This is a genomic window from Pauljensenia sp. C0170B5 (assembly GCF_056590195.1).
The window spans coordinates 322,048-335,373 of sequence record NZ_JBWPVR010000001.1 but is presented as its reverse complement, the minus strand read 5'-3'; the positions used below and the strand labels follow the sequence as shown (position 1 = coordinate 335,373).

The window sequence follows — 13,326 nt, the reverse complement described above, 5'->3', positions numbered from 1 at the left end:
TCACCTGTGGCGTGCCCGTCGTGCCGGTATCAGTGTTCATCTTGCTTTCTTTCTTCGTTATTCGTTAGTTGGAACCGGAAACAGTGGATCAGTGAGAGAGCGTGTGAACGACTGCAACGTCCCATGCGCCAAGCTTGATTTCTTCCCCGGCCTTGTAAACTGCGCCGTCAAGTCCCGTCGCACGTTCAGGCACAACATAGGTACTGGGCTTCCAGGACCAGTTGTGTATGAAGTGCAGCGTTGTGTTCTGAGTGCTCGTAGCACGCATGTAGGTTTGCTGTTCGCCTGCATGTGCTCGCCACTGATCCGGCTCGAGCGACGTGGAATCGACCCATTCGAACAGGTGACGCGCCAGTTCACGATCCGGGTAGCACCCCACGGTGGTTACTCGCCCTTGGCCCGTTTGCTGGGTCGTTGCAGCTGCGTAGTCGTCCAGGAATGGGTCATCGTAGTGACCAAGGACGAGGACGTCGTCGCTGTCCAGAATCAGGCAGTCGGCATACCACTGCGCATGTCCTTCCCACTGCCCATGAACTGCAACGGGGTGCAGCAGCGTGGTTGATTCGTCGTAATGGACACCAGCATCTGTTCGAAGTACGCCTGGCTTGGTGCAATCACGAACAATTGCTTCTGCATCTGCCAGCCCTGTACGCGGCATAACGACAAGGTGGCCACCTGCAGCGACGTATTCGCGCAGCAGCTGCAGATCCTGGTCGGAAAGCACGTAGAGGAAAGCGCTAACCAGCACCGGCCAGCGTCTGACCATCTCCTCAGGGCTCGTACCGAGTTGATCAATGCTGACAATATCGGTGGTCAGGCCGGCATCCTGGATACCTCTCATGAGAAGTGCCATGCCTTTGTCGTAGGCACCCTGGTCGCCGCGAATGCCTTCACCAATGGGCGGTTGGAATTCAGTTGCCCAGCGCGATTCAGCCGTGACAATCACTCCGATGTCAGAATGCGGTGTGAGCCCTGAGATGAGTTCGCGTGAGCTTTCCAGCTCGTGGGCCACATCTGACAACTCGTGATAGGCACGGGTCGGTGTCAGCGAGTGACCGAGGATTCCTTCCCACCATGTCTCGAATCCAAATCTGTTGGTGTGCCAGTGCCAGTATTCAATCATCTGAGCACCGCGGGCAATCATCTGCCATACGACCTGTCGGCGTTGGCCAGGCCACGGCACGATCAGGTTATGGGAGTAGCCAATTGAGGTTGCTCCCGTTTCGGTGACGACAAAAGGTGCGTCTTTCATACCGCGGGAGACGTCAAGAAGCATTTGAACATAGGCGGGGCCAGACCAGGGAATCCAACCGGGAGCACCTTGAGGATCCAGTTCGTCTATACCAGGCTTTTCTAAGCCGACCTGTGCGGCAAAGTAGATGTTCGATCCGGCGATATCAAGTGCGCTGGCCACCTCTGTAATGTCTTGTCCCGGCTGGTTGGCTGCAATACACGTGGCAACGATGTGGTGATCGGGGACCATCTGGCGAACCAAGTCAGCCTGCCATTGAATCATCTCGTGAGTGATTTCTGCCTGGAATCGCCGCCAGGCTAGGTCATAGGAAGGTACCGTGTTACCGTCGGGCGTCCACAGCTCATCCCACGAGGTGATTCTGTGGGACCAATAAGTCAGGCCCCACTTCCGGTTGAGGGTGTCGACGTCACCGTAGCGTTTCTGAAGCCATTTCTTGAAGTCGGCGAAAACATCCGGATTGTACATCAATGCCAGACCGGGCTCATTATCCACTTGCCATCCCACCACAGCAGGATGATCTTTGTAGCGCTCAACGATTTTCCGTATGACGCGTTCGGCCAGACGACAGAAGGTTGCGTTGTGGTAGTTGATGTCCTGTCACCCGCCGTATGGCTTTTCCACACCTGTCGCGACCTGCAAGGTTGTCTCGGGGTATCGCACTCTCATCCACGGAGGCGCGGCATATGTCGGTGTCCCGATGATGACATCGATACCACGCTTATGGGCACCATCAAGGATCGGTTGAAGCCATTCAAGATTGAAGACCCCGTCTTCTGGCTCCCACGTTGACCAGACGGATTCACCGACTCGAATGATGTTGAAACCGCCCTCGACCATGAGATCCAAGTCCTTATCGAGACGGTCCTCGAAATGATACTCGTGATAATACGCAGCACCGAACCCTATCTTGTTCTGCCATGGGTGCGTCATTGTCTGTCCCTCTTCATTGATTGGTGTTCACAACCGGACTTACACGCGTAAGTAACCGTTAGCTCATAACTTAAGCGCGTAACCCAAAATCGTCAAGCGATATCATTTGATTGCCCCAGCAGTCGCAGGAAATGAGCAATCATGGCTAACGTCCGTCGCCGCCCCACCAGTGCCGATGTCGCAAGATTGGCACGCACCTCGCGCGCCACGGTGAGCTACGTTCTTAATGACAAGCCTGGGCAGAGTATCTCGAGTGCCACGCGGGCACGCGTCCTTCAGGCGGCGCAGAAACTGGGCTACACACCCAATTCTCTTGCCCGCGATCTTGCAATGGGACATTCGCGGGTCGTCGTGATCGCCATGCCACCTTTTCCCTCAACATTCAAGTTAGGGCAGTACTACCAGCAACTCAGCACCGCAATCACTTCATGCGGATTGACCCCGCTTCTATGGTACGAAAATGAAGAGCTAACAGCGTCGCTGCTATCAGCGATCACTCCAGCCCTGATAATTGCTCCATATGGCTTGGATACAGACGATATTGAAACTTTCGATTCTTTGTCGATTCCACATGTCGAAGGAGGACATTCTCAGGAACTTGCCGGCTTAGAGGTAGGCAGGGCTCAAGTCCACTATTTGTTCTCACGAGGTTCTCACACGATTGCTCTCGCAACTACGGACAATCCCCTGATGCAGATCTTTTCGGCTCCGCGTGCACAAGGCGCTCGAGCTGCACTCAACGAAGCGGGATACCGTAGCCCATTCGAGCTAGTGCTCCCCATCCCACAAGGAGGAGATTCGGCTGAACTCACACAGATGGTAAACGACTATCTCGACTTGAATCCTGAGATAGATGCGTTCGCCTGTTACAACGACGTTCACGCAATGCCGATCATGAATGCTGTACTCAGCAGAGGCATGTCGATCCCCGATGATATCGCAATCATCGGTGTGGATGATGAGTTATTCGACTCGTATCTGCCGATTCCTCTCACCACTTTCACACTCGCTGGCGACCCGACAGCAGCTCAGCTTCTTACTGATGGACTGAACATGCTTGGAATCACAGCGGACATTGAAATCCCCAAACCCCCTATCGCTCGTCTCGTCGAACGTCAATCAGCTTAAGAGACAGTCCAAATTACTAATGAGAATCGCTTCGCATCCCCGAGACACTAGGCTATTCAGACCGTGCTGCAAGTATCGATACTCACCACCTGAACTGGTCTTCACCGATGGGGCCTTGCTCCCCGACCATCCATCCTTGACGGGCAAGGGCAAATGAAGCTCCGGACTTCACGTTCCAGCAGCTCATGCCGTTCTGCGTCGACTGACATGCGACGTCACCACTGGTTGCAAACTTGCCGTATTCAAGGGCCTGCCCACCACCTTGTGCGGACTCCACGCATTCGCGCGAAACTCCTTCGGCGGTGGCAACCAGATTTGTCAGCCGGTCACCGCAGCTCTCAACTCCGGCAGCTGCGTAATCGTCATCAACAATGACACATGAGACAGTTTCGTCGGACAGGGTGCAGGCAATATTGCCCGAGGGCGCCATGATCTCGCCGGCCTGAACTGCACCCGCCGGTGCCGGGTACACGATCGGTTGTTCATCTGACTGAGCCTGCTCTGGTTCGGCCTCCGACTGCTCTTCAGCTGCCCCGTTGCTTTCAGGCTCGGTCGACTGCGCAGACGACTGCGGAGCCGGCGCGGGGCTGGGATCAACCGGACGGGAGGGGAAAATCCCTTTGAATACCACGATCGAGATCACCACAAGCACAAGAGCGATGGCGATGAGGATTCCGAGCACCAGTCCCACTCTGGACTGCGACGATCCATCAGATTCACCGCTTCGATTCCCCTGCTGGCGGCTGGCCTGGTCGAGGGCGGCCGTACCGGACGCCGCCTGAGAAACAGGTGGAAAACGCCCCACTCCCTGCTGTCCGTATGCACGCCTCTGGGCAAGCGCCTGGTCCACCGCGGGATCTCCCAACGATCCCAACCACTCGAGCAGCCCCGAGTAGGTGTGCGGATTCTGAGCAACGACGGCACGCAGCTCCGGGTGACGGTAGGCGATATCCCTCAGCGTCTCATAATCCGTACCGGGGTCAGCGGCCAGTTGATGCAGGTTGCGAGGATCTGACTGATTGTTCATCGCGTTTCCCTCCATCAGCTCCAATGGTGTTGCTGACAAGCCTAGCGCACCGCTGCACGCCTGACGATCGCGCGGGCGAACTCTGCCCTAATGTCCGAGGTCACCGCACTCACCTATTCAGTGCGCGGGCCGATAGGCGAAGGTGTCGAACCCGATCTGTTCGATGTCGCGGGCCAGCGCCTCAACCTGGTCATCCCACCCCACCGCGTCGGAGCGGAAACTGTCAGGCGCACCCATCGCCCTGGCCTGCTGCAAGGCAAAGCGGCGAACGCCGCGCCGGAACGCCTCTCTCGCCACCGTCAAACCGTCACGCGGCCCATCGGGGTACACCGTCAGGCGCACTTCGTAATCCACCGACCGCGAGCGCGCATGACCGCTGCCACCGCCCTCGCAATTCACCTCATCTGGATCTGCGCCCGCACTGCCCGAACCAGGCTCGGCATAGTCAAGCAGCACGTCCAGCGCCTCCCACGCTTTCGTGCCGGCTCCCTGGCGTCCCGCCACGATCTGATACGTGTCCGGCATCGCTTTAATATCAATCCCGACCCAGTCAACCAAGCCCTCAGCCAGGACCTCGCGCAAACGGTGCGGGTACGGCCCTGCGGTGTGCAAACCAATCAGGAATCCCATCTCGCGCACCCGACGCATCGCCGGTATCAGCGCCTGCTGGCGTGTGGCCTCCCCTCCGGAAAACACCACGCCATCGAGCAGTCCGCGGCGCCGTGACAGCAGATCCTCCACCGATGCCCATGCGACCACGCCCGGGATCGTCGGATCGATGATCGCGTGGTTATGGCAGTACGGGCACAGCCACGGACATCCCTGGCAGAACACCGATGCGACCAGCTTGCCAGGCCAGTCCACCGTTGACATCGGGGTGAGCCCAGCTATTTGAAGGTCGTCGGCGTTGACAAGGCGCCCGCGGCCTGCCTCGTCCTTCATGAAAGGGAGACGGGAGGAAAGGCGCTGACCAGTTCGCCGTGCTGAGAGGCGGCTGATTCAGTGAACATTGTGCGTTCGGCGTACTCACCCTTCTTGCCGATGTTGAAAGACTGGACGGGGCGGAAGTAGCCCATGACGCGTGTCCACACCTCACACGTCTGCGGAGCACTGTTCGGGTGGGCATCCGCGCAGCGTTCACACGTGAAGTGCTCGCCAGCCAGATACCCGTGGACCGGACAGATCGAGAAGGTCGGCGTGATTGTCACGTACGGCACCTTGAAAGCAGTCAGAGAGCGACGGACCATTTCCATGCAGGCCTTCGCAGATGAAACACGCTCCCCCATGTACAGGTGAAGCACAGTGCCGCCCGTGTACTTGCCCTGCAGCACTTCCTGCTCTTCCAGAGCCTGGAATGGGTCGTCGGTGTAGCCGACGGGCAGCTGCGAGGAGTTCGTGTAGTACGGCTGATCGGCGGAGCCGGCCTGCAGGATGTCAGGGTAGCGTTTGCGGTCTTCCTTGGCGAAGCGGTACGTCGTACCTTCGGCAGGGGTGGCCTCCAGGTTGTACATGTGACCGGTGGATTCCTGCAGCTGCACCATGCGGTCGCGCACGCGATCGAGGATCTTTTCGCACATCTCGCGTCCACGCGGATCCGTGATGTCCATCTGGTCGTCGGTGAAGTTGCGGACCATCTCATTCATGCCGTTCACACCGATGGTGGAGAAGTGGTTATCCAGTGACCCCAGGTAGCGGCGCGTGTAGGGGAACAGGCCGTGTTCCATGTGGTAGGAAATGGTTTCGCGCTTGCGCTCCAGCGTGTCGGAGGCAATGTCGATCAGCTGGTCCATCGCACCGATCAGTCCGTCCAGGTCACCCTTGTACAGGTAGCCCAGACGCGCCATGTTGAGCGTGACCACGCCCACCGATCCGGTCAGCTCGGCCGACCCGAACAGGCCGTTGCCGCGCTTGAGCAGTTCGCGCAGATCCAACTGCAATCGGCAGCACATTGATCGGATCATATGCGGATCCAGATCGGAATTGATGAAGTTCTGGAAGTAGGGCAGGCCGTACTTCGCGGTCATTTCGAACAGGCGCAGCGTGTTGGGCGAATCCCAGTCGAAGTCCCTGGTGATGTTGTACGTCGGGATCGGGAACGTGAAGACGCGTCCGTCAGCGTCTCCCCCGGTCATCACTTCGATAAACGCCTGGTTGATCAGGTCCATTTCATGCTGCAGGTCGCCGTAGGTGAAGTCGCAGATCTCGTCGCCAATCAGCGGAGCTTCATCCATCAGATCGTCGGGGCATGTCCAGTCGAACGTGAGGTTCGTGAACGGGCACTGCGAGCCCCAGCGTGAAGGAACATTCAGGTTGAAGATCAGTTCCTGCATGCACTGGACGATCTCCTCGTACGTCATGTTGTCGAGGCGAACGAATGGCGCCATGTAGGTATCGAAAGATGAAAACGCCTGCGCACCGGCCCACTCGTTTTGCAGCGTGCCCAGAAAGTTGACGATCTGACCGCACGCAGAGGAGAAATGTTTGGGTGGGGCCGAGGCGATCGCACCGGGCACACCGTTGAAGCCTTCCTGGATGAGGCGTTTGAGCGACCAGCCTGCGCAGTACCCGGAGAACATGTCGAGGTCGTGAATGTGCAGGGCTCCCGAGCGGTGCGCTTCACCGGCTTCCGGTGAATAGATCTTTTCCAGCCAGTAGTTTGCGACCATCTTGCCGGAGGCGTTGAGGATCAAACCGCCCAGGGAGTACCCCTGGTTTGCGTTCGCATTGACGCGCCAGTCGGAGCGTTCCAGGTATTCATCAATTGTGCTGATGGCATCTACGTCATAGCGCACGGTTCAGTCTCCTCTGCCTTGATGTGGGGTCGACGCGCGGAAAGCCCGCCACGCGTCGGGGGTTTCGTCACAGGGAAAACAGCCCGCACTCGGGCTGCTGCGGCGTCAGGCCGTCGTCCTTGTCGACGTTGCGTGAACACCATATCTAGTTGCCGTTTTAAATTCCACCCACTAGATGTCGTGGTTCGGCGTGTCGCATGCGTCAGCTTTGATTCCCTCGTCGAGCATGGGCCGAAAGTCCCCATCTCGCCCAGTGGGCGTTGCACAGCGTCCCCCTCGTCGGTCACTTTGTGCGTGTTGTCATTGACGAGGGCGACCGCGCCCGCTGTTTCACCGACTGTTGCGAGATTGCGGCTGTGCCCACGACAGGCGGTCCACCTCGCACATCACGGCTCCCGCGACACCACTGAGCATGAACATGACGGCCAGGGCGAGCCACCTGGTGCGCGCCGGGTCACTGGCAACGAACTGTGCGTAACCCAGGTCCCACGCGCCCGGCGCAAAGTGCGAGACGATGTCGACGTTGGGCATGAAATACCATGCGATGAGGAGCGCGAAGATGATCGCGCAGCCGCAGAAGAAGGACAGCATGCGTCGCGCCATCACGCCGTGCCGCCTGCGGTGTTCAACGGGTGCGAGCAGCTGCGCCCATGCGCCGGCCACCAGCACTGCGACCAGAACATCGGAAGGGCGATGCCAGCCATACATGATGACGGTCATGGCCATCAGCGTGGTCCAGATCCACCCGACGTAGGCGGCCGGGGTGCGCACCCATCGAGGCGCCACGATGATCAGAGCGAGCGCGATGGATGCGGCAAACGTTGTGTGGCCGGAGGGAAGTGAGTTTGCGATGTGGATCGACGATCCCAGATCCGGTCGCGCGATCAGGAGTTTGACCAGCTGCGTGGTCAGATTTGCCGCAACGACGACGACGACGGCACGCACGGCCAGGTGCCACCGCCTGCGCGCAATCGCAACGACCACGACAACGACACACATGACAACGACGGCCTGCCAGGAGGCCAGGTGAACCAGGATGCGGCCCACCGGCGCAACAGTGGGGCGCCACGTGGCCAGCGTTTCCATCAATGCCGTATCCCAGGCCTGCCCAACTGCCGTGAAGACGGCGCCGCGAATCGTCACCACGATCACGACGATATACACCACGGCTGACACAATCCGGCGGAACAGCCGTGCGCTGTATCCATCCGGGCGGGCGGCCCACTGCTGCGCCGGGCGAGATGATGGCCCGATTTGGTCGGGCGCGGACGACGATGTGGATGAGGCCGGTGGTCCGGCTGCGCGCTGACCAGCACCATCTTCGGGCACCTGCCGCACGTCAGGGCGAGGCTCGTCAGGCATGGCCATCTCGCTTACTCCTCGGTTCGTGTTGAGCATTCCCGATAGAAACTGTATTCCATGATGCGCCAACTTCCGAGCACGGTTTCACGGCCGCGCGCCGCCCAAGCGCGCGAGTCACACTCGTCTAGACATGTAGGATCTTGCGGCTCTTCGCAACGAAGTTCTGCCGCCCTCTTTTCCCTCACGTAGGATGAAGAAAATGAGGCCTGGGCACCTCGCTCAGGAAACGGCACGATAAGCGCATATGATGAAAATGCATCGGCAGCTGGCAAGGGAGGGATGAGCGTGTCACCATCACAGACGTCGCCCGTCACATCGACCCGACTGGATCGGACTCTGACGGATCTTCATGTCGATTTCCGCCCCTCCTCAACCGATGACGCAGTGTTCACCAGCCTGGAACAAAACGCGTTCTACTTCTGGGATCTGTCCCACCCTGATTTCTTCCGTATCCGCGCTCACTGGCGCGGTGAAGCTCCTGATGAAGACAGCCGCACCGAACTTGAACTGGTAGCCGCCAAGATCAATCCAGTCGAGTTCAGCCCCAAGCTCTTTATCGTGCCACTGGCTGACGATGAGGGATACCAGCTCGTAGCCGAGACGACCCTCATCATTGCGGACGGCGCCAGCGACGAACAGCTGACCGGGTTCATCACGCGCTCGGTGGCATCCATTGCTGAAGTTCTGCACGCCCTCGAACGCCAATTGCCGGACATGGTGACCTGGGATGTGGACGCGCCGCACGAGGAGGATCGCTGACCATGTCTGACGCACCTGCAATTCTTCCTGTCGACCTGGATCGCATTGAGCGCGCACTGCGCGACGTGGGCACACATCCGCGTCCCTCCGCATCCAACCCGACACAGCTTCAGGTCAGACTTGGCAGTGACCTGTTTTTCGTCTCCCTTTCCGAGGGCGACGATCCGTGGCTGACTGTCAGTGCTGCGCGCCTGATCACACGCCTCTTTTCGCGCCAGGCTGGCACGTTAATTGAACGAGCCAACCAGTGGAATGCGCAGCGGGTGACACCCACGGCGTTTGTCCAGACCGATGCTCAGGATCGTTCCTTCGTCTTTACCCGCCTACGCGTCTCAACAGCACACGGCCTGTCAGATGCGCAGCTTCGAACCAATGTCAATGTCGGACTCAAGGGCGGCAGACAGGCTCTGGACTTCATTGACGGCGTAAGCCAGCCGCCAGCCACTACGGCCCCGACATCTCAGCGCGCTGAAAGCGATGACGTGTCATAGGGTGTTGGCAATGCCAGTGCGTCCACTTTTTCCACGTATCCGCCACTCGTCCTGAGTCAGAGGAGGTCGTCATGGTTGCGTTGTCCCGTCCCATTGATGTCCAGCGCATACGCACATTGCTTGCGGGCAATCACGTGCATTTTGATGACTGGGAAAACAACCAACTCGTCGTTCCCACCCCGAACGCGATTTACCTGTGGGATGCGACGTATCCGAATGTGCTGATCATGCGGGGCATCTGGCGAGGCATCGCACGCAACGACGCTCAGTTCTACGCACTCGAATGTGAAATCGAAGCCTGCAACTCGATGCGTACGGCACCCAAGGCTTACCTGGCGCCCCTGGAAGATCAGACGAGTTTCGGCCTCCACACCGAATGCGCCATCCTCACGTCAGCAGGTCTGACCGACCAGCAGCTCTCCACGTTCTACGAAACTTCGATGGCGATGACCATGTCGTTCTTCCACGATCTGGAGGCAACACTGCCCGAATTCATCACATGGGAACGCGAGGAGGAGGCACAATGAACACGTCGCTGCATTCAGTGCCTGATTCAGCGGATTCCGCGCGCCCCACACCGGTCAGCCTGGATCGCGTCATCAGCTGCGCCCACGCGTTGACATACGAGCTGGGTGTCCTCGTCAAAGATCAGGCAGCCGGAGTAGTGATCGAGGAGGTTCCTTTCCTCTTCTCCTTCGATGCGAGCGAGCGTTTCCTGTGTGTTCGCGCGGTGTGGGATACCGATGCGCAGCCTGATCGGTGCAAGAAGCAGCTCTTTGCCGCATCCGACTGGTGGAATCGTGAGAAGTTCATTCCCACCGTCTACACGATGAACAGCCCCGATCACCACGTCCAGGTGTGCGCTGACTTTACCGTTGACACGCAGTGCGGCCTCACGGACGCTCAATTGTCCGACAACCTCGCAGCAGGGGTGAGCGCCGGCCTCGAAGCCATCGCCTACATGCGTCAAGCGTTCACCCATACGTCGTGTCCCAATGGCTGATGTCGCAGGTGCCGGTTCGACGAGGGCGCCCTCGTCCCTGAGCGCGGGCATCGACGACCTTCTTGCGATGCTGGAGCGCATTGGTGCGCGTGACGATCGGCTGGTCCACGTTCACAGCATTCCTGCACGACCGGCACGCACCGCACCGTGGCCTGGGTGGATCAACCCCTCCGTCACACACGCAGGCGCTGACCTGGGTATCGAGCACGTGTGGGAGCACCAGCGGCGCGCACTGGACGCCGTGCACGCCGGGCAGGACACAGTTGTCGCCACCGGGACTGGCTCCGGGAAGTCTTTGGTCGCATGGGTGCCGATTCTGTCCGATCTGGCCGACCACGCCGCATCCGACAGGCCGGCGCGTATCTCCGAAGTGCACCACCGGCCCACACTGTTGTACCTGTCCCCCACGAAGGCGCTTGCCGCCGACCAGTTGAGCGCACTGCACAAGTGGATCAACACGGCGCAGGGCACGCAGTGGGGAGTGCGCGTGAGTACGGCGGATGGTGATACACCACGCGAGGCGAAGGACTGGGCGCGCGCTCATGCCGACATCGTCTTGACCAATCCTGATTACCTGCATTTTGTCATGCTGCCTGGACATCAGCGGTGGACACGACTGCTGGCTTCCCTGCGTTACATCGTCATCGATGAGCTGCACTACTGGCGCGGCATGACTGGCTCCCACATTGCCCTGGTCATTCGCCGCCTGCTGCGTATTGCCCGCCACCTGGGTGCGAACCCCACCGTCATCATGTTGTCCGCCACTGTGCGTGACCCTCACGATGTCGCCCGTCAGATGACGGGGCGTGAGAACATCTGTGACATTACCGAGGACGGCTCACCTGCCGGTGAGCATCAGCTCATACTGTGGCAGCCTGCGTTGCGCCCCGACCCGGACGATATCCCCATTGACGCATTCCTGGACGCGCTGGCTGACAATGAGCCGGTCGTGCTGGAGAAGGCACCGTCCACGTGGCGTATCAGCGCCACGTCCGAAGCTGCCTCGCTCATCGCTGCTTTGGTGGAGCGTGGCGCTCGTCTCCTGGCATTCGTGCGCTCACGCGTGGGAGCTGAAACCCTGGCGGCGCATGTGCGCGACATACTGTCTGCCTCATTGTCTCCGCTGGTTGGGTCCGTTGCCTCCTACCGGGGCGGATACCTGCCTGAAGAGCGCCGAGCATTGGAACGTTCTTTGCGGTCTGGGCAGCTGAGGGCGGTCGCCACGACAAATGCACTGGAACTGGGCATGGACGTGTCCGGACTGGACGCGACCATTACTGTCGGCTGGCCGGGTACGCGCGCATCCTTGTGGCAGCAGGTGGGCCGTGCCGGTCGGGCCGGAGCGCGCGGCCTTTCGATCCTCATCGCCAGCGACAATCCGCTCGACTCCTACATCATCCATCACCCCGACGAACTCACCCGGGAGGTTGAAGCCGCGGTCATTGATCCGCTCAATCCGTGGGTCCTGGCGCCTCACCTGTGTGCCGCCGCTCAGGAGCTGCCGCTGACCGCTGACGATGCCGCTTGCTTCGGTCTGCCTGACGGTGACACCTCTATGTTCGATGACCTGGCTGATCAGGGGCTTTTGGTGCGCCGCCCGGCAGGCTGGTACTGGGATGTCACGCGCGGCGACCGCGCAGCTGATCTGACCGATTTACGAGGGGGAGGCGGCGAAGTCCAGATCATCGATCAGGCCACCGGCACCGTCATCGGCACAGTCGACGAGGGGTCCGCCGACGCTCAGGTTTTTCCAGATGCCATCTACCTGCATCAAGGGCGCACCTATCACGTACTGAGCCTGGCACCGCTGTCACCTGGTGACGGCGGACGGGTCGCCCTCGTCGAACCTGTCTCAACGCAGCTGCGCACCCGCGCGAAACAACACGTTGCTGTCTCCATCGTAAGTACATCCCAGGAGTGGCACAGTGCAGATGGCGCGGTCACGTGGCACACCGGCGAGGTTGACGTCACCACTAGAGTCACTGACTACGACCTGCTTCGACTTCCGGGCCTGGAATTCATCCGTAACCGCGAGCTTTCGTTGCCGTCCCACACGCTGGAGACCGTAGGCGTGTGGTTCACTCTGGCTCCCGGTGCACTGCGCAGCATTGGCCTGACGCAAGCTGAACTGCCGGGCGCTTTGCATGGCGCTGAGCACGCGATGATTGCACTGCTACCGCTGCTGGCGACCTGTGACCGCTGGGATTTGGGCGGGTTGTCGACCGCACTGCACGAGGACACTGACGCGCCTACCGTCTTCGTGTTCGATGCCTATCGCGGCGGCGCTGGTTACGCGATGTACGGGTGTGCGCACGCTGCGCGGTGGGTGCAGGCAACTGTGACGCGCCTGCAGGAGTGTCTGTGTTCGGACGGGTGCCCATCGTGCGTGCAATCTCCCAAGTGCGGCAACGGCAACGAGCCGCTGTCGAAGGCCGGCGCGATCGCGGTGCTGGAGTTCCTGGCCAGTCACTGCCCGCCGGAGGAGGCGGCGCCCTCGGATTCGCCCACACCGTCTGCTTCTCCCGATTCTTCGTCTTCCTGCCCCGCGACCGTCCGATCCTGAGTCGAGGATCTCACCA

The 13,326-nt window shown here is 59.9% G+C and carries 11 protein-coding genes and 1 pseudogene; 6 read left to right on the top strand and 6 right to left on the bottom strand.

Features of this window, described 5'->3' with window-relative positions; translation table 11 throughout:
* Window positions 1-88: 88 nt before the first annotated feature.
* A complete protein-coding gene (locus tag AC1EJZ_RS01470) occupies window positions 89-946 on the bottom strand; it encodes a beta-galactosidase trimerization domain-containing protein (RefSeq protein WP_480293944.1) in 858 nt (285 codons plus the stop codon).
* 57 nt (window positions 947-1,003) lie between these two features.
* Window positions 1,004-2,185, bottom strand: a pseudogene (locus AC1EJZ_RS01465) (beta-galactosidase); the annotation flags it as partial.
* A 141-nt stretch (window positions 2,186-2,326) separates the two neighbouring features.
* Here AC1EJZ_RS01465 and AC1EJZ_RS01460 point away from each other — a divergent pair.
* Window positions 2,327-3,313, top strand: coding sequence for a LacI family DNA-binding transcriptional regulator (locus tag AC1EJZ_RS01460; RefSeq protein ID WP_092648903.1), 987 nt, complete (start codon window positions 2,327-2,329; stop codon window positions 3,311-3,313).
* Window positions 3,314-3,395: 82 nt separating this feature from the next.
* On the opposite strand, the gene AC1EJZ_RS01455 is transcribed toward AC1EJZ_RS01460, so the two are convergent.
* The 4 genes from AC1EJZ_RS01455 to AC1EJZ_RS01440 all read right to left on the bottom strand — a co-directional run bounded on the left by AC1EJZ_RS01455 (window position 3,396) and on the right by AC1EJZ_RS01440 (window position 8,500).
* Complete coding sequence (locus AC1EJZ_RS01455; protein WP_092648904.1) at window positions 3,396-4,340, bottom strand: variant leucine-rich repeat-containing protein; 945 nt, start codon at window positions 4,338-4,340, stop codon at window positions 3,396-3,398.
* Between the two features lie 117 nt (window positions 4,341-4,457).
* Window positions 4,458-5,282: an anaerobic ribonucleoside-triphosphate reductase activating protein gene (locus AC1EJZ_RS01450; RefSeq protein WP_480293826.1), complete on the bottom strand. Its 825-nt coding sequence runs from the start codon at window positions 5,280-5,282 to the stop codon at window positions 4,458-4,460.
* Window positions 5,279-7,132 (bottom strand): ribonucleoside triphosphate reductase, encoded by a 1,854-nt coding sequence (locus AC1EJZ_RS01445; RefSeq protein ID WP_480289122.1) that lies wholly within the window; start codon window positions 7,130-7,132, stop codon window positions 5,279-5,281. Before AC1EJZ_RS01445 ends, AC1EJZ_RS01450 begins: the two co-directional genes overlap by 4 nt.
* Before the next feature lie 330 nt (window positions 7,133-7,462).
* On the bottom strand, window positions 7,463-8,500 hold the full coding sequence (locus tag AC1EJZ_RS01440; protein WP_480293825.1) for a phosphatase PAP2 family protein: 1,038 nt from the start codon (window positions 8,498-8,500) through the stop codon (window positions 7,463-7,465).
* A 279-nt stretch (window positions 8,501-8,779) separates the two neighbouring features.
* Here AC1EJZ_RS01440 and AC1EJZ_RS01435 point away from each other — a divergent pair, with 279 nt between their 5' ends.
* The 5 genes from AC1EJZ_RS01435 to AC1EJZ_RS01415 all read left to right on the top strand — a co-directional run bounded on the left by AC1EJZ_RS01435 (window position 8,780) and on the right by AC1EJZ_RS01415 (window position 13,310).
* Entirely contained in the window at window positions 8,780-9,253 is a 474-nt protein-coding gene (locus AC1EJZ_RS01435; protein WP_480293824.1) for a type III secretion system chaperone family protein, read from the top strand.
* Window positions 9,254-9,255: 2 nt separating this feature from the next.
* Window positions 9,256-9,744 carry a YbjN domain-containing protein gene (locus tag AC1EJZ_RS01430; protein ID WP_058237450.1) on the top strand — a complete coding sequence of 163 codons (489 nt, stop codon included), beginning with the start codon at window positions 9,256-9,258 and terminating at the stop codon, window positions 9,742-9,744.
* 71 nt (window positions 9,745-9,815) lie between these two features.
* A complete protein-coding gene (locus AC1EJZ_RS01425; RefSeq protein WP_058237451.1) occupies window positions 9,816-10,271 on the top strand; it encodes a hypothetical protein in 456 nt (151 codons plus the stop codon).
* Window positions 10,268-10,747 carry a YbjN domain-containing protein gene (locus AC1EJZ_RS01420; RefSeq protein ID WP_058237452.1) on the top strand — a complete coding sequence of 160 codons (480 nt, stop codon included), beginning with the start codon at window positions 10,268-10,270 and terminating at the stop codon, window positions 10,745-10,747. Before AC1EJZ_RS01425 ends, AC1EJZ_RS01420 begins: the two co-directional genes overlap by 4 nt.
* Complete coding sequence (locus AC1EJZ_RS01415; RefSeq protein WP_074026218.1) at window positions 10,740-13,310, top strand: DEAD/DEAH box helicase; 2,571 nt, start codon at window positions 10,740-10,742, stop codon at window positions 13,308-13,310. The genes AC1EJZ_RS01420 and AC1EJZ_RS01415 overlap by 8 nt, the downstream gene beginning before the upstream one ends.
* Window positions 13,311-13,326 lie beyond the last annotated feature (16 nt).

Coding starts and splice junctions, on each gene's coding strand:
- AC1EJZ_RS01460 (WP_092648903.1), top strand. CDS start 2,327: ATGGCTAACGTCCGTCGCCGCCCCACCAGTGCCGATGTCGCAAGATTG.
- AC1EJZ_RS01455 (WP_092648904.1), bottom strand. CDS start 4,340: ATGAACAATCAGTCAGATCCTCGCAACCTGCATCAACTGGCCGCTGAC.
- AC1EJZ_RS01450 (WP_480293826.1), bottom strand. CDS start 5,282: ATGAAGGACGAGGCAGGCCGCGGGCGCCTTGTCAACGCCGACGACCTT.
- AC1EJZ_RS01440 (WP_480293825.1), bottom strand. CDS start 8,500: ATGGCCATGCCTGACGAGCCTCGCCCTGACGTGCGGCAGGTGCCCGAA.
- AC1EJZ_RS01430 (WP_058237450.1), top strand. CDS start 9,256: ATGTCTGACGCACCTGCAATTCTTCCTGTCGACCTGGATCGCATTGAG.
- AC1EJZ_RS01425 (WP_058237451.1), top strand. CDS start 9,816: ATGGTTGCGTTGTCCCGTCCCATTGATGTCCAGCGCATACGCACATTG.
- AC1EJZ_RS01420 (WP_058237452.1), top strand. CDS start 10,268: ATGAACACGTCGCTGCATTCAGTGCCTGATTCAGCGGATTCCGCGCGC.
- AC1EJZ_RS01415 (WP_074026218.1), top strand. CDS start 10,740: ATGGCTGATGTCGCAGGTGCCGGTTCGACGAGGGCGCCCTCGTCCCTG.